This window comes from Nitratireductor aquibiodomus NL21 = JCM 21793 (assembly GCF_000615975.1).
Classification (GTDB): Bacteria; Pseudomonadota; Alphaproteobacteria; order Rhizobiales; family Rhizobiaceae; genus Nitratireductor; species Nitratireductor aquibiodomus.
In genome coordinates, this window is the sequence record NZ_BAMP01000014.1 from 1 (window position 1) to 20,723 (window position 20,723).

Consider the following 20,723-nt stretch of genomic DNA (forward strand, 5'->3'; position numbering starts at 1 on the left):
AACCGCAACCGGCGCATCGTCAATAATGGCGATGTCGATCGTGCCCGACTGGCTGTCGCCATCCGCATCCGTCACCGTCACGCCGAACGACACACCGTCCGGATCGGCAAGCGTGTTGTCCGTCAGCGTGTAGCTGTAGCTGATCGAGCCCTGACCCGTCACCGCATTGTAGCTGTAGCCCGTCACCACCAGCGTGCCCGTCGCGTCGCTCGACACCGTCTGCGGGAACGGATCGCCAAGGGCAAGCGCCGTGCCGGCAACGCTGACCGACTGGACGCCATCCGGTGCCGTGAACGTCACCGTGCCCGACGTCGCCTCCGACGGGTCGTCATTGTTCGTGCCGTCACCATCCGCGCTCTCGCCCGAACCCGCAGGCTCGGCACCACGCTCGGCAAGGCCCCGCTCGAAAACGATGGTGCCATCTTCCTCGACACCCGGCGTGCGGATCTCGACCGACGCGTCGCCGATGTCGATCGTCAGCGTCGCCGTGTCGGTGTCCCCGTCGCCATCCTTCAGCGTGTAGGTGAACACATCCTGGACGCCACCCGCTGTGCCGGGATTGCGCGCATAGCTGTATGAGCCATCCGCGGAGATCGTCAGAACGCCGTAGAGACCCTCAACCACCGTATCGGTTCCGACGGCACTTGCCGGCCCTTCGGCCGTGGTCGCGGTGACCGAGGACACCGATGCGCCATCCGCACCGGGTGTATCAGCGCCATTGTCGCCATTGGCCTCGGCATCGGTGATCAGATTGCCCGCTACGGGGCCGAACGCGCCCGCAGCGATGGTGTCCGTATCGTCGACCGCGATCGGGCCATCATCGGTGATGGTAATTGTCAGATTGTCGGTCGCGGTGTCACCATTGCCATCGGTCACGACGAATTTGAAGACGTCCCTGACGACGTCGTCGCCGCCTGTCTTCCCCGGCCCATCGTGGTCGGTCGTGTTTTGGGACAGCACGTATTCAAAGCGGTATGTACCGTCGCCGTTCGGCGTGACAAACAGCGTCCCATAGGTACCATCGACACGACCGCCACCGGTCACGTCCACGCTCAGACCACCGACGTTCGTAACGACCAGCGATGCAAGACCGTCATTGCCCGGATCGACGAGGATGTTGCCTGCGGTCGCCGTGGTGCCTCCGCCAGAGCCGGATGCGAGTGCGCTTTCATTCACTTCGCCAGGAGGCGTGCCGATGCTGACTATGCTAAGCTCGGGGATATCGTTCTCCCGATCTTCGCGCAGCGCCGGAAAGAGTTCGCGCCGCTCCAGCGCACCGAACTGCAGGGCCGTGGGCGGAAGGAGATCGATTACCGGGCCGGCATCGCCGATACCGGCATTGGGCGTGGTGAAATTGCCGCCGCCGCTCTGCGACGTGGCAGAGACGACCGTCAGTGCGCCATCGGGGCCGGCGGCAACATCGATGCCATTGGCCTGCAGGGCCGCTGTCAGCGCGAGCTCGGGAATCTCCACGTCACCGATCAGGAAGGTGGGAATCCTGAGCGCAGCATTGAGGATGGTGATGCTCGAACCATCGGGCTGAACCAGAATCAGGTTGTCGCCATCGAGTTTGATCTCATCGATGGAAACGCCTTCGGGAAGGCGGACAATGTTGTCCGCGTCCGGTGTTACCGTTTCGGGAACGTCCGGAGCAGCGGACGTTTCGGTGGGCTGGCCAGCGGCAGGATCGACCGGGACCGGCTCGCCCGCGCTGTCATTCTGCGCGACCTGAAGTGCGGTCTGCTCGAGTTGATTGAGCCGATCGTCGGCAGATTGCTCGGTAGCGATCTTGCGATCATCGGTGGTGTTCGTGCGATCTTGGCTGGCCATGATAACCCCCGGAAACAGAATTCCCGGGAAGCGAGCCACGCAAGTTTAGTCGGCGCAATACGATGTATAGTTCATTGATATATGGGGATATTGATCCTGACCGAAAATTTCCGTTTGGTTAACCTGCAATCATAACATGATATATATTTCCGTATAATCGCTCCTTTTGGCACCTCCAGAGCGGCAGGTTCGCCGTCCGATCATGGTTAAGGGAGTCTTTTCGGAGGCGATGCACATTTAAATAAAATACTGCAATAAATCCAAACGGAAAATAACCCCTTCCACTTAATCGGCATTTCATTTGCTTCAACTATCTTCTCGCCAAGATCCGGGGGCGGGCAAATGAATATAAAAAGAAATACATACACTTTCAGGGGCGCAGCGCTGGCGATTTCGACATTCGTACTGGCGATAACTCCTCAAAACGCAGATGCGGGACATTATGCACCTTCACCTGCACAGGTCTCCACCATATCGAGCCTGAACCTTTTGTCGGCTTCTGCGGCGATGGCCGCGGCGAGCAACGGCCTTGCCATGGTCAGGGAACGCTGGCAGGCCGCCGCTGCGGGGCTTCATGCAAAAACAGTGCGTGCGGCCGCGCGAACGGCAGACGGCACCCCCGCGAACAGCCGAAGAATGACGCGCCCGGCGACAGGCGTGTTCGGTTCCGTCGCCATCCCCTTCAAGGCGCTTCCGTCGAGCGCAAACTGGAAAGCCGTCTACCCATCCATCGTACGGGCCGATTTCGCCACATGCACCAATGGCAGCGGATGCACGCCCCGCGCCGTGGAACTGGCCGGCCTCGTCCGCGAAATCAAAGCGAAACCGTTTTCTGAGAAGCTGGCGGCGGTCAATCGCGCGGTCAACCGGAATGTCGCCTACGTGTCCGACCGTGCCAACTATCGCCGGCTTGATGTGTGGGCAAAGCCAACCGACATTCTCGACCGCGGCAAGGGGGATTGCGAGGATTACGCGATACTCAAGATGGCGGCACTCAACGCGGCGGGCATTCCCCTGAGCAGCATGTCGCTTGTCGTGCTTCAGGATCAGAGCCGCTCTCTCTTCCATGCGGTGCTGACCGTTTCCACCACCAGGGGCCACTACGTGCTCGACAATCTGCATGACCGTGTGATGAAGGACACCGCCCTGGCGAGCTATCTCCCGCTTTATTCGCTCAGCGGCAACCGCTCGTGGATTCACGGCAGGAAACGTGACGGCTCCATGGTGGCAACGCTTGCACCGCTGCCGCGCGATCTTGCGCCGGGAGAAGGGTTTGAAACCGCAGCCGGGCGCGGCGTGTCCAACAAGCGCATCGAGGCGAACTAACCGAATTTTCGGCTTGTCTTAATTGGGCAGGATGAACCCGATGATCGCCTCCTGCTCTGTCAGCGGGGCCAGAATCGCGTTGAGACGGCCTCGGATAAGCTGGCGGTCGACACCGATGACGAAACCGACCGTCGCCGGACCACTCCCCTCGATCTTGAGCTTTTCGATCAGTTCGGAGAACTGAATGTCCAGTGACAGACGAACGCCCCTTCCGGTGGTATCGGTGGCCAGGCTCGACAGACGCGACTGGACGAAACCGATGAATGCCGGGTTGTAGGCCATCAACTGCTTGTCACCGGTGAGGGCAAAGCATGGTGACGGGCTCGCCATGACATGGTTGCGCACCGCCTGGCGGCCGATCTTCCTGCGGGCGGTTTCCAGCGCCCCCTGCAGATAGCCCACCGCTTCGACGCGCAGGGCAGAAGACAGGTTTGCCCCCTTCTCCAGCCTGTTTTCACAGGCCTCGATAACATCGCCGACGCTGCAATCGCGCGCGTCTGCAATCTGTTGCAGGACCGTCCAGAAGATCTCCTCCAGCCGGATGCCGCGCCGTGCCGTGCCGACGCGGAGCACACGGAACCTGGGCTGGAAGGCCCAGTCCTCGTCTCTTGGGATTTCAGCAGGTTTCGTCATGATCGCTCACCGCTCGCGAAGCGCCTCGTTGCGCGCCTTGTTGATCGGTTTCATGAGGTAGGCGAGGATGGTTTTCTTGCCCGTCATGATGTCGGCGGTGGCCACCATCCCCGGGAAAATCGCATGGCTTCGCCCGTCCCGGATCAGTTCGGCCTGATCGGTCTTGACCCGGACCTGATAGTAGGTTTCGCCGGTGTTCTGATCCACGAGACTATCGGCGGACACATTCGCCACCTCGCCCTCCAGCCCGCCATAGATCGAGAAGTCATATGCGGTCACCTTGATGAGCGCCGGCTGGCCCGGGCGAACGAACGCAACATCGCGCGGCGAAATCCGCGCTTCCACAAGAAGCGTGTCGGACGTCGGCACCACGCCTGCAACCACGGTGCCCGGCTCCACATAGGCGCCGATCGTGTTCACCTCCAGCGTGTTGATGATGCCGTCCACCGGTGAGCGGATATCGGTGCGGGCCACCCGGTCGCTTGCGCCACGAATGGTCTCCTCGATAACGGAAAGCTCTGCCAGGGCCTGTGTTTTCTCGGCCAGCGCTTCCTGCTGCACCTGCAGTGCGAGCTCGTCAATCTGAAGCGTTGCCTCGTTGATTGACGCCTCGATCCGCTCGACCGATTCGCGCGTGGATTCGAGCTGGCCACGGGTCTCGGCGAGCTCCTTCTGCACGCGCAGCAGCTCGGTCTGCGCGACGAGCTTGCGCTTGACCATCGGCGCCAGAAGATCGGCCTCGCGCTGCGAAAGTTCGAGATTTTCTTCCAGTCGCGTGATGTTGGCGCGGGCTTCATCAAGCTCGTTCAGCCGCTGCAGACGCCGCTCCACCAGAACGGAACGCTTGTTCCTGATGTTGTCCGCACGCGCCTGCAAAAGCCGGGCCTCGTTCTGGCAGATGTCCGGCGCGACATCGCGAAGCTCTTCCGGGCAGACATATTCCCCATCGAGCTCCCCCTTCTCCTCCAGTGCGAGCCGGGTGACCTGCGCACGCAGGGCGCGCGCCCGCGCCGCCGCTTCGCCAAGGGAAGAGGCCGTTGCCGTATCGTCGAGCTGAAGGATCAGGTCGCCCTTGCTGACTGTCTGCCCGATCGTGACAGCGATTTCCTGGACGATTCCGGCCTCGCTCGATTGAACGATCTGGGTTTTGGAGACCGGTATGATCTTGCCTTCACCGCGGGCGATCTCCTGAACCTCGGCAATAGAGGCCCAGCCTATGAAGGTCATCATCAGGGCCGCGATCACGACCAGCCCCAATCGTGCAGCCAGTGGAGGACGGTCCATTGCAATCCGCCTTTCTTCTTTTCCGGGCGCATCATCGACGCCGCGAGAGGCCTATTGTTTCCTTCCTGAACGCCCGCCCCCGGCGTTCTTCTGCAATTCCTCGATCACCCTCTCCTTGGGCCCGTCGGCGATGACACGCCCCTGATCGATCACCACCAATCGGTCGACAAGCTGCAGCATGCTGTGCCGATGGGTGGAGATGATCAGCGTCACGTCTTCGCGGAAGGCCGTTTTCATCCGGGCGATGAGCTCGCGCTCACTCGCCAGATCCATGGCTCCCGACGGCTCATCCATGAACACGACCCGTGGATCGCTGAGCAGAACACGAGCGATGGCGACTGCCTGTCTCTGTCCGCCCGAAAGCTGGCTGCCACGCTCGCCCACCGGCATGTCGTATCCTCTGGGATGGCGCGCGACGAAAGCGTCGACACCGGCAGACTCGGCGGCGGCAACCAGCTCATCGTCCGTTGCGCCCGGCTTCGCCATCAGGAGGTTTTCCTTCACCGAACCCGAAAAGAGGTCTGCGCTCTGCGAGGTGAAAACAACGGCGGAACGCACGACGGAGGGATGATACTGGCGAATGTCGACGCCATCCAGGAGCAGGTTGCCGCTCGACGGCGGATAGAGGCCTGCCAGCAGCCTGCCAGCCGTGGTCTTGCCCGATCCGATCCGGCCGATAATGCCGACGCGTTCACCGCCCTTGACCGAGAGGTTGAAATCCACCAGCGCCGGGCTTGCTGCCTCGGGATAGGTGAACCCCACATTGCGAAAGGCAACATCACCGGAGCGGATTTCGCGATTGACGAACCCCGCACTCTCCGGCCGATCCTCCGGCTGTTCCATGATCGTGTTGAGAATGCGCAGCGACAAAAGCGCCTGACGCATGCGTGAGAGCGTCATTGCGATCTGGCCAAGCGGCGCGACCGCGCGGCCCGACAGCATGACCGTTGCGATGATCGCACCGGTCGAGATATTGCCTTCAGAGAATTCATAGGCACCGGCGACCACCAGGCCCACGGTCACAAGCTGCTGAACGAACTGCGTCATGTTCGCCGCCCAGGCGGAGAGCTGCTTGATGCCCTCCGCCGTGCGCGATGCGTTCTTGGCCAGCTCACTCCAGCGGCGCAGCAAAGTGCGCTCGGCGCGGAGGGATTTCACCGTCTCGATGGTGGAGATCGTTTCCACCAGAAGAGACTGGCGTTGCGCGGCCTCATTGTTGGCAGCCGCCACACGCCGGCCAATCCGGGACTGCGCAATCAAACCGATGATCAGGGCAAAGGCGAATGCCGTCGCGGGAATGACCGCGAGCCAGCCGCCAACACTGTAGATGACGGCGATGAACACGAAGACGAAGACGCTGTCGATCAGTGTACTGATCGTGTTCGAGGTAAAGAATTCGCGCACGAACTCATACTGCGTCACCCGATTGGCATATTCTCCCGTCGACATCGGGCGAGAGGCCATGGTGGCATGCAGCACCTTCTCGAACAGAAGGTAGGACAGTTTGAGGTCGGCCTTGCGGCCGGCGTAGTCGATCAGTGCCGCGCGCACGCTTTTCAGAAGCAGGTCGAAGAGGATCGCGCCTGCGACGCCCAGCGCCAGAACCCAGAGCGTGGCCGTCGCCTGATTGGGCAGCACCCGGTCATAGACATTCATGACGAACAGGGGCGAGGCCAGCGCAAGCAGATTGACGAAGAGTGCCGCTATGGCGACCTGGGCATAGGATTTCCAGAACGGTGCAAGGGTCGTCGTGAGCCAGTGGCGCTTTTCGATCTGCTTTGCCTGGGTCGAGTCCGTGCTTTCCGACTGGTTCAGATAGATGACACTGAAAGAAAGGATCAGCCGGATGTTCCTGGAAAGCACATCCTTCAGCGCAATGCCTTCTTCCGCAATCGGATCGGGGAGAAGCGTGGTGCGCAGATGATCGTTGGGCAACGGCTCGAGGAGCGCCTGTGCCGTGCCGTCTTCGAAAACGACGAGCACGGGCAGATCGAGCGCGCCACCGGCCAGTTCGCGCCGGCTGTGTTGTTCCACCTCAAGCCCGATGCGCGCTGAAAGGCGCTCTATATCCTCAAGGGACGGGTTTTCTTCATCGAAAGGTGTGTCCGAGAACAGGACCGTTTCCGAACTCGGACGCGCCAGAAACTGCGCAATCTCCCGAAAGGCAAACCTGAAACTGCCTGCCTGAAGCGGCGTGCCGGCCACGGGATTATTGCGGAGCTGTTCCACCTTCCTCCTCTATGCCACCTTGCCTGTCCGGCAGCTATTGCGACCGGATGGGAGCGAGAAGATCGAGCGGCAAATCGTTCGTCTGTCGCGAAGGCAGCCTCTTGTAGGTTTCGGTCGGTGCCGTCTCCGGCACATTGAATTCCGCGCGCGCATAGGCCTCGGACTGCTTGGCGCTCGACAGGTTCATTGTCGAGAGCAGCGTTCCCGTTGCGGCGAGTATGCGATACTCGGCAAAACGCGCGGCGTACTGGGCTGTCTTGGAGAGAACGTTGACGCTGAACCGCGTGTTCTGTGCGCCCAGCACATCGAGCAGCGATCGCTGGCCTACGACCAGCTGTTCGCGGTAGGAACTGACGAGCTGGGCGTTGGTCTGGGCCTGTGAACGCAGGGTGCCGGCCAGATCGATCTGGCGCTGGCGGCGATCCCACGAAATGCGAACCGCTTCCTCGACCTCACGATAGGCCTGGTGAAGCACGAGGCGCTGCTCGCTGGCACGGCGGATCTGCTCCTGCTCGTTGGCAACGTCGATACCGCCGCGATAGAGATTCCACTTGGCGACGATCCGCGCCTGGAGATCGTTTGTGCGCCCATCGGCGCCATCGATGTCATAACCGGCGCGGGCGCGCCCTTCCGCACTGATCTCGGGCAGCATGTTGGAGCGGGCGGCATCGACCAGGGCATCGGCCGCGTCAATATCGGCATTGGCGACCTTGATGCGCGGATTGTTGGCCCGGGCGATGCCGATTGCCTTGTCGAGCGATGCCGGCAGGGCCGACGCCACCGAGCCCGGCATTGTCGGGTTTGTGAGGGGCTTGCCGACAAGCTTGTAGAAACGGATCTTCGCCGCTTCCAGCTCTTCTTCGGCTTCCTTGAGGCGTGCCGTGGCAGAGAGCATGCGCTCCTGCGCCTGCTGCCTGTCGGCTTCGGTCAGCGCACCGCCTGAAATGAGAGAACCGATATCCCCCAGCATCGACCGATGGAAGCCGACATTGTTGCGCGCCTCGTTCACGATCTCGACCTGCAACAGATATTCGAGATATTCCCGCACGACCTGAAGGGCGATGGTCTCGGAACGCTCCAGAACGCGGAAGGAGGCCGAATCGACCCGTGCGGCCTGGCGTTCCAGTTCGGCACGGCGTCCGCCGCCATCGAACAGCTTCTGGGTGATCGACAGCCCGATTTCGGCCGGATAGAGCGGGTCATCCTCAATGCCAACGCCGCGGCGCGAGGGATTGTCGAGCCGGCGCGCGCCCACCGACGCTTCGAGATCGACGCTCGGCAGAAAAAGCCCGCGAGCCTGACGCAGTTCGAACTCGATCGCCTCACGATTTTCGATCGCCTGTCCGATTTCAGGATTGGATTCCAGAGCCACTGCCATCGCTTCCTTCACAGAAAGAGCGTTCGCATCGGTGGAAAACAGAACTGCGCCGCTCATCAGAGTAGCAGCGAGTAGACTCAGAATACGTGACTTGTGCTTCATCATCCCCCCTTTGCCTGCGCCTCAGCCGACGCAGCCAACGGATCCATCCGGCTCCAACACCAGATCTCCAAATATCATTTTATGCTAAGCTAACTGCCCTTGGCTGGCTACGATATAAGCCGTCCGAATACCTCTTTAGGAGTAATTTAGTCGACTCATTTCGCGGCTATGTTGCATAGAGGCAACAAAATCGGCATTTCGTTAAGCATTTCAACCCTAAAATGCATGAAACACTGTCAGCTTTATTGCCCTATCTTACCAGAACCAGTGTTCCGATCTTAACGCTGCTATATAGTGTTATAACATCTTCGTTGGTCATCCGGATGCAACCCGACGAAACGGCCTGCCCTATCGTCCAGGGTTGATTGGTACCGTGAATGCGAAACAGGGTCGAACCGAGATAAAGCGCGCGGGCGCCAAGCGGGTTTTCAGGGCCACCCTCCATGACCGAAGGCAGGATCCTGCCCTGCGCGGCCTCTCGTCGGATCATCTCGGCCGGAGGGCGCCAGTCGGGCCATTCAGCCTTTCTCGTGATGCGCTCACTGCCACGCCAGGCGAACCCCTCGCGCCCCACGCCAATTCCATAACGAACCGCCGTGCCATCGCCGCGCAGATGGTAAAGACGACGCTTGGCAGTCTCGATAACGATGGATCCGGCGGGCAGTTTTTCCGAATATGGTACCACCGACGGTTTAATCGCCGCATCCCCCCAGGGGGCCTTGAAGGAGAGGGTCCGTTCGCGCCTGACCCATGTTCCTGTTGCCGGATCGAACTGGCGCACCGTCGCGGTCTGCGCGCTGGCCTGCGTCACCAGAGGCAGTGCAGGCACTGCCGAGAACACGATCGCGAGAACCGAAAGAACAGGGCCCCACGGGCGCCGATGCCGCCCCCTTTTGACAGGGCCTTTCTCGTCAGAGCTATTCATCTGCGCCATTCTTCGCCAGCTCAAACGTCTCTCCCTCAATGCGCAGGGTGGTTGTATCGGGTGCCGAAATCGACCTCGCGCGCCCGTCACGACACACCAGTGTCGGCCATTCATCGATTTCACAGTCGATCTCGGCGTAGAGATTTGCAAGCGGCTCACCATAAGCAATGACCAGGGCACCGTCGCCAAGCCGCAGAACATGCCCGTCATTCGCCCCCACAAACGCCGAAACCCCACCTTCGTCAGGCGCGCGTGCAAACCCCTGACCGTAAACCGCCGCGCCGCGCTGGCCCGCAAGAACGTGTCGATTGGCCGACATTGCCCATGCATAGCGCCTCAACACATTGCTGCGGCCACCATAGAGCGTTGCGATATCCGGATGCATTTCATCTGAAAACGGCGGTGGCGCCTGGAAAAGCCTCGCCCCGCGTTCGTCGGCAAATCCGGCCCCGCAGGCGACCAGAAACAGACCACAGCACGAAACAAGCGACTTGAGGTTCACCGCCACCCCCCGGGGTGCTTCTCACAATTGCGAGCGAACACCCTCTGCAAAAGCAGACCGCCCATGCAGCCGGCTGCATGGGCGGTGCACTTTATTCATTCTGCGGCTAAATATCTGACGTGTCCAGTACAGGGCACGTTGCGATGATCGCTGGACTACAGGGCGGCAGAGTGCGGCCCGCCCTTCCACGATCTCTATTCGCGACTCTGGCCGTTCTCTTCCGTTTCGAGCGCGTTGAGCGCGCTGAGGCGAAATCCACCCGCCTCGCCCTGGCGCGCTTTGTCGAGCTGCTCCGACGCGATCCTCATCAGACCGCGGAACTCAATCTGATCCTCGAAAATTACCCCGCCAATATCAAGCGACAGTTCGACCGTCTCTCCCTGCGCGGTGAATGGTGCCTTTGCCACGGCATTGCGGATGCGTTCGCCGACATCGCGCGCCTGCTCAACAGTCGCCCCCGGCAGGAACACACCGAACTCGTGGCTGCTCAGCCGGCCAACGACATCGCTGCGCCGGACATTGGCCCGAATCACCGATGCGATCTGACGCATCGATTCCTCGCCCCAGTTGAACCCGTAGTCGATGCTGATATCCCGCGTGTTCTCAGCCTCCACGATCAACAGCGCACCAAAGGTCCTGCCGGCTTCGGACACCGTTGCCGAGCGACGGCGCTCCACAAGCGTTGTGAACATGTCGCCGTTAAAAACCTCGGTCGAAGGATCGTGGGCTGCAGAGAAATTCCGCTCCCGTTTCACACGCCGCAACTGCTCGCTCGCCTGCCCGATGTAAGCGAGCAGGGGGGCGGCTATGAGTATCGGCAGAACAAGCGCAGCAACGAGACTGCGCTGATAGGGATTGATGTCATCCCCGAAGAACAACAGATAGTGGACCAGAAACGAAAGCCCCACTGCGGCGAGCGTGCCCAGCAGTGTGAAGGCAATGAGCCATGTCCAGCGCGGTTTGCGTTGCAAGAGCGACTTGTCCATATGCTTTCAACGTCCCCAATGTGACTGAGTCGTTGATAACCGGCAAACTTCTAATAAAAGTTTCTTTGGTAGATCGTCTTTTAACAATCAACAGTTTCAGCGGCAGCGCAAAAATTCAGCATCTTTCCCACGGCGTCCAGGACGCAACGCATCTCTCTCGAATTTTGTCCAGAATGCCTGCCGGCCAACTGCTCCCGGCGGGCTTTCAGTGCCCACTGAGGGGCACCGATCCCGGTTTCTCCAGTGTTGTGGCAGGGCCATGTCGTTAAAATGCGTTCGATATATTTTGTTTGCCGGTTACAATTATCTGCGCATGATCGGGTCGATGCGGGGGCATTGAAAAAAGGACTACCATGCCGACGAACTTTGCGTCCGTGCACGCCCATCTGGAAAGAGCACAGGCGGAGCTGACGGGCACCGACCCGGCGACGCAGCAATTGCGCGAAGCAATCGGCCTCCTGATGGACGCCGCGCTCAAGGCCGAATTCTCCGCCAAGCCGCAGGTGTGCGAGATCATACCCTTTCCGCGGACAGAGGCCGGTCGACCGACGCGGACATCACACCACGGATAAGATGCTCCGCGCGCCCATCCGGGCCAACCTCAGGGCGTTTCGCCGACCACCCGGTTGCGTGCCTTTTCTGCTTCGCGGGCGATCGTCCGCCCGCTCTCACCAGCGTTTTCTACCTCAATGGTCGTGCCCGAATGGTCGAGAAAGACCAGCGCCACATCGGCTTCCGGCCCCACCATCACTGCCGCGACCCGCTGAAACCGTGGATCACCATCAAGCCTGCGGTTGAAGAGCACAAGCCCGTCGACCTCTTCCAGAGCTGCCAGCAGGGCGGTCTCGAAGCCCTGCGCGATCAGATCTGCAAGGCCGAGCAACAACTCCAGCTGGACCACCTCCAGCGACACTTCTTTCGACACTTTTACGCTACTCGAATCATTACGCACGTTCAGAAATTAGTCGAGTTATCTTAAGCCGGGCAACCAATCCGCAGGAACAGATTGTGTCGTTATGAAACACGATCCTGCGCCGCCAGTCTCATCGTCAACATGGCCATGCGCTGGCAGGGCGGCTCCACCCACCGGTCTGGCATCCGGCAGTTTCAGCCCTTTGGCCGGGGGGCAACCGATTCAGTCTTGAAATCGATTACATTTGCCATACAATCGATTTCATTGGCGTGGCGGAGGACATGCCAAAAGGGAAGGAAGATGCACGATCGGCAACGGGGCCCCGGCTACCTGCGCCGCTGGTGTTTGTCATCAGGGAGGAATTCATGAAACGACTGGCAACTGTCGCCGTGGTCGCTGCTGCCCTTGCAGGCACGGCACTTTCGGCCATGGCTGAAGATTTCAAGATCGGCCTGTCAAACGGCTGGGTGGGCAGCGAGTGGCGCACCCAGATGATCGAGGAAGCCGAGCAGGCCGCCGCCGCCTGGAAGGAAAAGGGCGTCAATGTCGAAGTGGTCGCCCAGAGCGCCAATGTCGATGTGCCCGGCCAGATTGCCCATGTCCGCAACTTCATCAGCCAGGGCGTGGACGCGATCATCATCAACCCCAACAGCCCGACGGCCTTCGACCCCGTATTCGCACAGGCCAAGGAAGCCGGCATTCTGGTGATCGCCACCGATGCCGAGGTTTCTTCGCCCGACGCCCTTTATGTGGGTATCGACCAGAAGGGCTGGGCGATGGAAAGCGCCAAATGGCTGGCCGAGACACTGAACGGCGAAGGCAAGGTCGTTGCCATCAACGGCGTAGCCGGCCATCCGGCTAACGAGATGCGCGTTGCCGGCTACCGCGAAGTGTTCGGCGAGCATGACGGCATCGAGATCGTCAACGAGGTGAACGCCAACTGGGACCAGGCGCAGGGCCAGCAGGCCATGCAGAACCTGCTCGCCACCTATCCCGACATTGACGGCGTCTGGGTTCAGGACGGCATGGCCGCCGGCGCGTGGCGCTCCATCATGGATGCGGACAAGGCGGGCGACATTGCCGCCACCGGCGAGATCCGCAAGGATTTCATCGATATCTGGACCGAAAACGACCTCAACTCCGGCGCATCGGTGAACCCGCCCGGTGTGATGGCAAGCGCGCTCAATGTGGCTGTTCTCATGCTGCAGGGACGCGAGTTGAAGGAACCGGCCACGGCCGGGCAGTACAACAACGCCATGTATCTGCCGATCCCCTTCATCAGTTCGGAGAACCTGAAGGAAGTGGCCGCCTCGGTTGAGGGAAAACCGGGCTACTATTCCTATACGAGCTCGCTTTCCATTGAGGATGCGGAAGCACTGTTCAAGTAGGCCCGCTCCATGAATGCCGCGCCGGTATTGACTGGCGCGGCGCTCTCTTCGGGAAGATGTCATGACCAAACTGAAGCTCAGCGGTGTAAGCAAGGCTTACGGCGCCACGCTAGCGCTACGCCGCGGCGACCTCGAACTCGAGACGGGCGAAGTGCATGTGCTTATCGGTGCCAATGGCTCCGGCAAGAGCACGCTTTGCAAGATCGTGGCGGGCAGCGTGCGGCCCGATGCTGGCGAGGTGCTGCTCGACGGGCAAGCCGTGACCGTCAGTGGGCCGCGTGCGGCACAGGCGCTGGGCATCGGCATTTTCTACCAGGAACTGAGCCTCGCCGATCATCGCAGCGTGGCTGAAAACATCTGCCTGCCGGACCTGCCGAGAAAGAACGGGTTTTTCGTCGACCATGAAGCGCTGCTTGAAAAGGCCGGCCGCTACATCGCGCTGTTCGAGACGGTTGCAGGGGCCGAGCTCAATGCCGATACCACCGTCGGCGATCTGCGGGCGGACCAGCGGCAACTGGTTGAGATCATGAAGCACTGTCAACCGAAGCGCCGATTCTGATCTTCGACGAACCCACCTCCGCGCTCGACCGCGCGCAGGTGGATCGCTTCTTCGAGATTTTACGCGACCTCAAGGAAGATGGCCGCAGCATCGTTTTCATCTCGCACCGCATGGATGAGATTTTTGCAATCGGGAACCGGGTGACGGTGATCCGCGATGGGGAAACGGTGGGCACAGAAGCCATTGCAGACACCAGCCTGAAGCGGTGATACGCATGATGGTGGGCGAACAGGAAACGCTGGCCTCGCCGCGGGCGGCACCGCCGTCTCATGAGGCTTCGAGCGATGTGGCGCTCGCAGTTGAGAGCCTGACGGGTGCAGGTTTCCGCGATGTGAGTTTTGCGGTGCGGCGCGGTGAAATTCTCGGGCTTGGCGGCCTGCATGGACAGGGGCAATCGGCGCTGCTCAAGGCGCTGTTCGGCGCACCGCCGGCGCGCGCGGGGCAGGTAGTGCTCAACGGGCAACCACTTCGCACCGAGAGCCCGCGTGCAGCCATTGCGCAGGGCATCGCCTATGTTTCCGGAGACCGCGGACGCGACGGCATCATCAGCGGACGGCCCATCCTCGAAAACGTCACGCCCATTCACGCGCTGCGAAACAGGCTTGTGCTGGCAAGGCCCGGGCCGCTCTCTGAAAAGGCGCTGCCGGCGCTGAAGGCGCTGAACACCAAATTCGCCGGGCTCTCCCATTCCATCGGCTCGCTGTCGGGCGGAAACCAGCAGAAGATCGTGATCGCCCGCTGGCTGATCGACAAGCCGGACATCCTGCTTCTCGACGACCCGACCAAGGGCATCGACCTTTCGGCCAAGGCGGACCTTTTCGCGCTGATCCGCAGGCTCGCCGAAGAGGGGCTCGCCATCCTGCTTTACTCCTCCGAAGATGCGGAGCTTCTGAACAATGCCGACCGGATCCTGGTCTTCAATGGCGGGGCAGTGAGCCGCGAGCTGAGCGGCGCTGAGCGCACCCGCTACAATCTCTACCAGGCAGCCTACGAGGCGGCATGACGATGACCAGCATTTCCAGCCCCACCAGACAGGACAATGGAAGCTTTCGGGCGCTGCTCGGGCGGTTTCCCTTTTTGCCTGCCCTTCTCATTCTCGCCGTGCTTCTGGTTCTAAACGGTGTCTTTGAACCCAACAGCCTGAGCTTCCGCTCGCTGACAGGGCTCGTGCGCACCTATCTGGCGCTGATGCTTCTGGCCGTGGCGCAGACCTATGTGGTCTACGCCGCAGACATCGACCTTTCGGTCGGCGCCATCGCTTCGCTGGTCAATGTGACGATCATCGTGTTGATGCAGCATTTGGGTGGCGGCGGGCTTTCGGTTCTGGCCGCGCTCGGCGTGGGCGTTTTGGTCGGGCTTGCCTGCGGGCTGGTCAACGGTTTCGTGGTGGCTGCACTCCGGCTGCAGGCGATCGTCGCAACGTTTGCCACCAGCATCTTCTTCACCGGGCTGGCGCTCGTCATCCTGCCAGTGGCTGGCATGCCCGCGCCCACCGTTTTCTGGCGCACCTATGGCGGCACATTCTTCGGCATTCCGTTCGTCTTTTATGCGGCCGCGGCACTCGCCATCCTGCTTTACCTGCTTGCCCGCACCCGGCTTGCCACGCAGCTTCTGGCGGTGGGCGACGGGCAGCAGGCGGCGTTTCAGAGCGGGCTCCCCGTCACCGCGATCCGCATTGGCGGCTATGCGCTCTGCGGCGTGTTTGCAGCGCTTGCCGCCTTCTGCATCACCGGCGATACGGCAAGCGGCGACCCGCTCGTCGGCGCGAAAATGACGCTCTTCAGCGTGGCGGCCGTGGTGCTGGGCGGAAGCGCACTATCGGGCGGTTTCGGCACGGTTGCGGGTTCCGTTATTGCGGCCCTGATCATCGGGCTCATCAACTCATTGGTCTTCTTCGCCGGCACACCCTCGCACTGGCAGAACTTCGTACAGGGGCTGGCCATACTCGCGGCCCTGATGGTCGGCGTGCTCGTCAGCCGCAGGGGACGCGCATGAACCGGGCCATCGAAATCGCAAAAAATCCGCTTCTCATCGCGCTGGTTCTGATTGCCGCGCTGCTCTTCCTCGGCAACACGCTTTCGCCGGGCTTCGCCTCGGGCGGGCAGATTCTGCGGCTGCTCATCGTTGCTGCCCTTCTCGGCATTGTCGCCGCCGGCCAGAACCTCGTCATTCTGGGCGGGCGCGAAGGCATCGACCTTTCCGTCGGCGGCGTGGTTTCGCTTTCCGCCATCGTGGCCGGCAATGTGATGAACGGCATGGATGGCGGCATCCCGCTGGCCATTCTGGCCTGTGTTGCGACCGGCGCGCTCTTTGGCCTGTTCAACGGGCTCGGCGTGACGCTGTTGCGCATTCCGCCGCTAGTGATGACGCTCGGCATGCTGGGGGTGCTTCAGGGGCTTCTGGTGGTCATCCGACAGGGCATCCCTTCGGGACGTGCCGCCCCTGCCCTTTCGGAATTCGTGACCCGGCCATTCCTCCTCGGTCTGCCCGGCATCATCTGGCTGTGGATAGGCGTTGGCCTTCTGATGGCCTTCATCCTGCATCGTACCGTGTTCGGCCAGCGCATCTATGCGGTTGGCTCCAACGAGCAGGCTGCCTTCATGGCTGGTGTGCCGGTGCGGCACATACGCATTGCACTCTTCATGCTCTCGGGCGTGTTTGCCGCCATTGCCGGGCTTTGCCTGCTTGGCTATTCCGGCTCCTCATTTGCCAATGTGGGGGAGCAATACATGTTGCCTTCGATTATTGCCGTGGTGTTTGGTGGCACGCCGCTTTCAGGCGGAAAGGGTGGCTACACCGGCACCATGGCAGGCGCTGTTCTGCTGGTGGTTCTGCAAAGCATCCTGACCACGATCAACATCGATGAATCCGGACGGCAGATGGTGTTTGGCGCCACACTTCTGGTGCTGATGCTGTTCTATGGCCGCGGGCGGGGGCTGCGCGCATGAACCGACGCCCCAAGATCAAGGATATCGCGAAGGCGCTGGGCGTTTCCCCCGCCACCGTGTCGCGCGCCCTTAGCGGCAGCGACCTCGTGACGAGTGAGACCCGTGCACGCGTTCGCAAGACGGCCGATGCGTTGAACTATCGCCCCAATGCAAGTGCGCGCAGCCTGCGCACCGCCCGCTCCATGGCGGTGCTGATGGTGGTGCGTGATGTGGGCAACCCGTTCTATCTCGACATTCTGAAAAGCGTGGAAGCAACGGCGCGTGCCGCCGGCTATTCCGTGCTGATGGGCAATACGGAAAACGACCCCGAGCGTGAGATCGAATACTTCGACATGCTGCGCGACGGCCATGCAGACGGCATGATCCTGATGACGGGAAAACTGCCGGAAGAGGACGGTCCGCGCAACAGATTGCCTCCCAACGCCCCCATCGTGGTGGCGCTCGAGACGATTGAGGGCTCTGGCTTTCCCCATGTGCAAATCGACAATGTCGCCGCAGCCTGCGAGGCGGTGGAACACCTGATCGGGCTTGGGCACCGGCGGATCGCCCATATTTCCGGTCCCGTGCCGGAGGTGATGAGCCTTCGCCGCCAGGAGGGCTACCGCCGTGCCATGCGCAATGCCGGGCTTGCCATACCGGAGGCCTACGAGCAGCGCGGCGACTATCTTCTTCACGGTGGTGCGCGCGCCTGCGAGGCGCTTTTTAAGCTGCCCGAACCGCCCACCGCGATCTTCGTCTCGAATGACGAAATGGCCTTCGGCGCCATTCACCATTTGCGCGAGACGGGACGTGATGTGCCGGGCGACGTTTCTGTTGTCGGGTTTGACGATCTTTATCTGAGTGAGGCCTTCTATCCGCCGCTCACCACTGTCAGCCAGCCGCGCATCGATATCGGCCAGCAGGCGATGAGCATTCTTCTCAAAATGCTATCCGGCGCTCTCGTGCCCGCAAAACCGGTGGTCCTGCCCGCCACGCTGCGTGTGCGTGGCACCACCGCACCACCCAAATCAGCTTGAAAAGGGGAAACAACCATGTCCGCACAGCCAAGAAAACGCCTGCGCATCGGCCTTGTCGGCACGGGCTTCATCGCCGAATTTCACCTGCGCTCCATGGTTGCCGTACGCCATGTGGACGTGACCGCCGTCTATAGCCGCAAGGCGGAAAACCGGGAACGCATCGTCAAGCTGGTGGCCGAACTGGGGCTTGGCGAATGCAAGAGCCATGACAGCCTTGTGTCGATGGTGCAGGCAGACGATGTGGACGCGATCTGGATCCTCTCGCCCAATGACACGCGCGTGGACACCATGCGCACCATCCATGACGAAGTGGTGGCCGGACGCAGCAAGGTGTTTGCCGTGGCCTGCGAGAAACCGCTGGCGCGGACGGTGGCCGATGCACGCGAGATGCTGCGGCTGGCCGAGGCCGCCAAACTGAACCATGGCTATCTGGAAAATCAGGTTTTTGCGACGCCCGTTCTGCGCGGCAAGGAGATCATCTGGCGCCGCGCTGCCTCCACGACCGGACGGCCCTATCTGGCACGTGCTGCAGAAGAGCATTCCGGCCCGCATGAGCTGGTTCTGGCAGGGCGACAAGCAGGGCGGCGGCGTGCTGCTCGACATGATGTGCCACAGCGTCGAGGTGGCGCGCCATCTCCTGACAGAACCGGGCAAGAAGCGGGACTCGCTGAAACTCAAGGCCGTGCAGGGCAATGTGGCCAATCTGAAATGGACACGGCCGCGCTATGTGGAGGACCTCAAGAAGCGCTTTGGTCCCGAAGTGGATTATGCCAACCGCCCCTCCGAGGATTTCGCGCGCGGCAATGTGATGCTGGAGGACGAGGACGGCAACGAGCTGATGATCGAGGCGAGCACGTCCTGGGCCTATGTCGGGGCCGGCCTGCGCATCCAGCTTGAGCTGCTTGGGCCGGAATATGCGATGGAGTTCAACTCGCTTGGAACCGGCCTCAAAATCTTCATGTCGCGTGAGGTGACCGGCGACGAGGGTGAGGATCTCGTTGAAAAGCAGAATGCCGAACAGGGCCTGATGCCGGTGTTGGAAGATGAAGCCGGGGTCTATGGCTACACGGATGAGAACCGGCACATGGTCGAGTGCTTCCGCAAGGGCGAAGAGCCGATTGAGACCTTTGCCGACGGTGTTGCGGTCATGGAGATCCTGATGGGGCTCTATCTTTCCTCAGAGACCGGAAACACCGTGCACTTCCCAAATCCCGATCTGGAGAACTACGTGCCGTGGTGGCGCGGCGCTAGACAGCTCCAGGCCGCTCCCTGTCTGCCGGCTGGGCCACAAGGCTCGCCGGCAGCCCCTTCCGCTCAGGGGCTCCGGGACTGCAGCATCTCGAGAATGCGGTATGCGGTGCTCACCAGATCGGGCTCGGGAATTGACTTGTTCACCAGCAGGGCGACCCCCGTTTTGCTGGCCGGTACAAAGGCCACATATGCCGCGAAGCCGCGCGTCGAACCGACCTTGTTGATCCACACATTCCTGCGGGGAGGAAATGGCGGCTTCAGCCGCAGCGCCGGCACATCGGTCCATTCCACCGTCGTGGAATTCCCCTGTACCAGCTGCCTGAGCACGACCGGAAAGGCATATTGCTCCCAGATGAGATTCTGCGTGAACGGACCGGCTTTGTAATAGCCTGTGAGGGTCTTGCGGATGGCGCGCTTCATGTCCGGGTCGATGTCGCCAGCCTCCATATGCGCTTCTACATAGCGGATCATGTCCCCCGCGGTGGTTCGCATTCCGTAGACTGCTGAAGCAAGCGGCTCCGGGCCAATGTGGACGGGCAGATCTCCCTGGGTGTAGCCCTGCGCGTAGTCTATCGTGCTGCTCGCGGGAACCTGTGTATAGGTGTGTGAGAGGCCCAGTTTCGGCAATATTTTCCTGCCGAGAAGTTCATCATAGTCCTGCTTCATTGCGGCTGCACCAACCGTGGCGAGGAGTGCGGCGCCAATATGGGAATATGTCCGTTGCGAACCGGGCGCATAACGCCGTCGCCAGGAAGCGCAATAGGCAAGAAGCGCCTCGGGCGTCTTGACGTCCTCGGGTGGAAACAGGTCCAGTCCGCTCGTGTGCGTCGCCAGGTTGAGAACCGTCACGGTGTCGAAGGCGCTTCCCTTCAACGACAGTAAATGATCGCTGACTTCGTCGAAGAAAGAGAGCCTTCCCTTGACCTGCGCGTAAGACGCAAGAAGCCCAGCGAAGGTCTCACCGATGGCGCCGATCTCGAAAAGCGTTTTGTCTGTAACAGGTTCTCCGCTTTCCCGGGACGCAACACCTTCATTGAAGATGCGACGCCTGCCGTCAATCGTGATGGCAACCGAGAGACCGGGAATGCTGTTCTCCTGCATAAAGCGCCGGGCTTCCGCCTCGATTCTTTGTCCGGTTGTCGCTGAAAGGACCGGGCCTGTGGCCCACGCAGGAACCGACGACAGAAGACCTGCCCCGAGAAACAACGCCAGCGGACGCCAAAGGGAAGACACCGCTCTTTTGTCGAAATGATGGTATAACATATAATTATTCTTAAATATCAACACGTTACTATATTTCTACCTGATAAAGCAAATGCCCTAACATGACAAACCCTATGGTCAACAAGGCATTGTGAGCTCAGGGCCGGTGCCATAATGCCACAAGTGGATTGAGCCTATTGCTTTCGCAGTGCGATCAGTATCTGTGTGCGGTGCTGGCCGCCTGGCTAGC

16 protein-coding genes and 2 pseudogenes are annotated in these 20,723 nt (G+C 61.0%); 8 read left to right on the forward strand and 10 right to left on the reverse strand.

All coding sequences use genetic code 11. The features are described from left to right. Positions 1-1,830: Ig-like domain-containing protein (locus JCM21793_RS24425; RefSeq protein ID WP_036539762.1), on the reverse strand; the 1,830-nt coding region annotated here is incomplete at its 3' end. Between the two features lie 342 nt (positions 1,831-2,172). On the opposite strand from JCM21793_RS24425, the gene JCM21793_RS05980 reads away from it, so the two are divergent. Beyond that, entirely contained in the window at positions 2,173-3,156 is a 984-nt protein-coding gene (locus JCM21793_RS05980) for a transglutaminase-like cysteine peptidase (RefSeq protein ID WP_244439678.1), read from the forward strand. An 18-nt stretch (positions 3,157-3,174) separates the two neighbouring features. On the opposite strand, the gene JCM21793_RS05985 is transcribed toward JCM21793_RS05980, so the two are convergent. The 7 genes from JCM21793_RS05985 to JCM21793_RS06015 form a co-directional block, all read right to left on the reverse strand. Then, complete coding sequence (locus JCM21793_RS05985) at positions 3,175-3,789, reverse strand: ribbon-helix-helix domain-containing protein (RefSeq protein WP_007009472.1); 615 nt, start codon at positions 3,787-3,789, stop codon at positions 3,175-3,177. Between the two features lie 6 nt (positions 3,790-3,795). Beyond that, the gene (locus JCM21793_RS05990; RefSeq protein ID WP_025029774.1) at positions 3,796-5,073 is read right to left on the reverse strand and encodes an HlyD family type I secretion periplasmic adaptor subunit; all 1,278 of its coding nucleotides are present in this window, start codon (positions 5,071-5,073) and stop codon (positions 3,796-3,798) included. 51 nt (positions 5,074-5,124) lie between these two features. Next, positions 5,125-7,302, reverse strand: a complete 2,178-nt coding sequence (locus JCM21793_RS05995) for a type I secretion system permease/ATPase (RefSeq protein ID WP_025029775.1) — start codon at positions 7,300-7,302, stop codon at positions 5,125-5,127. A gap of 34 nt (positions 7,303-7,336) precedes the next feature. Further along, positions 7,337-8,737, reverse strand: a complete 1,401-nt coding sequence (locus tag JCM21793_RS06000; RefSeq protein ID WP_007009475.1) for a TolC family outer membrane protein — start codon at positions 8,735-8,737, stop codon at positions 7,337-7,339. Between the two features lie 295 nt (positions 8,738-9,032). Next, entirely contained in the window at positions 9,033-9,593 is a 561-nt protein-coding gene (locus JCM21793_RS06005) for a L,D-transpeptidase (protein WP_370671625.1), read from the reverse strand. Between the two features lie 106 nt (positions 9,594-9,699). Then, positions 9,700-10,209, reverse strand: coding sequence for a hypothetical protein (locus JCM21793_RS06010; RefSeq protein WP_155983382.1), 510 nt, complete (start codon positions 10,207-10,209; stop codon positions 9,700-9,702). A 194-nt stretch (positions 10,210-10,403) separates the two neighbouring features. Then, positions 10,404-11,195 (reverse strand): GGDEF domain-containing protein, encoded by a 792-nt coding sequence (locus JCM21793_RS06015; protein WP_007009478.1) that lies wholly within the window; start codon positions 11,193-11,195, stop codon positions 10,404-10,406. 353 nt (positions 11,196-11,548) lie between these two features. On the opposite strand from JCM21793_RS06015, the gene JCM21793_RS06020 reads away from it, so the two are divergent. Beyond that, complete coding sequence (locus tag JCM21793_RS06020) at positions 11,549-11,767, forward strand: hypothetical protein (RefSeq protein ID WP_025029779.1); 219 nt, start codon at positions 11,549-11,551, stop codon at positions 11,765-11,767. Positions 11,768-11,796: 29 nt separating this feature from the next. On the opposite strand, the gene JCM21793_RS06025 is transcribed toward JCM21793_RS06020, so the two are convergent. Then, positions 11,797-12,120 carry a hypothetical protein gene (locus JCM21793_RS06025; RefSeq protein ID WP_025029780.1) on the reverse strand — a complete coding sequence of 108 codons (324 nt, stop codon included), beginning with the start codon at positions 12,118-12,120 and terminating at the stop codon, positions 11,797-11,799. Positions 12,121-12,473: 353 nt separating this feature from the next. On the opposite strand from JCM21793_RS06025, the gene JCM21793_RS06030 reads away from it, so the two are divergent. From JCM21793_RS06030 to JCM21793_RS24435, 6 genes and pseudogenes are all read left to right on the forward strand, one after another. Continuing rightward, a complete protein-coding gene (locus JCM21793_RS06030; protein ID WP_025029781.1) occupies positions 12,474-13,496 on the forward strand; it encodes an ABC transporter substrate-binding protein in 1,023 nt (340 codons plus the stop codon). Positions 13,497-13,557: 61 nt separating this feature from the next. Next, positions 13,558-15,058: pseudogene (locus JCM21793_RS24430) on the forward strand (sugar ABC transporter ATP-binding protein). Between the two features lie 2 nt (positions 15,059-15,060). Then, the gene (locus tag JCM21793_RS06040; RefSeq protein WP_155983386.1) at positions 15,061-16,050 is read left to right on the forward strand and encodes an ABC transporter permease; all 990 of its coding nucleotides are present in this window, start codon (positions 15,061-15,063) and stop codon (positions 16,048-16,050) included. Continuing rightward, a complete protein-coding gene (locus tag JCM21793_RS06045) occupies positions 16,047-17,003 on the forward strand; it encodes an ABC transporter permease (protein ID WP_025029783.1) in 957 nt (318 codons plus the stop codon). Before JCM21793_RS06040 ends, JCM21793_RS06045 begins: the two co-directional genes overlap by 4 nt. Then, positions 17,000-18,019 (forward strand): LacI family DNA-binding transcriptional regulator, encoded by a 1,020-nt coding sequence (locus JCM21793_RS06050; protein ID WP_025029784.1) that lies wholly within the window; start codon positions 17,000-17,002, stop codon positions 18,017-18,019. The genes JCM21793_RS06045 and JCM21793_RS06050 overlap by 4 nt, the downstream gene beginning before the upstream one ends. Before the next feature lie 15 nt (positions 18,020-18,034). Next, positions 18,035-19,253: pseudogene (locus JCM21793_RS24435) on the forward strand (Gfo/Idh/MocA family protein); the annotation flags it as partial. Positions 19,254-19,333: 80 nt separating this feature from the next. Here JCM21793_RS24435 and JCM21793_RS31390 read toward each other — a convergent pair. Then, positions 19,334-20,533 carry a serine hydrolase gene (locus JCM21793_RS31390; protein ID WP_081784644.1) on the reverse strand — a complete coding sequence of 400 codons (1,200 nt, stop codon included), beginning with the start codon at positions 20,531-20,533 and terminating at the stop codon, positions 19,334-19,336. Positions 20,534-20,723: the final 190 nt, after the last annotated feature.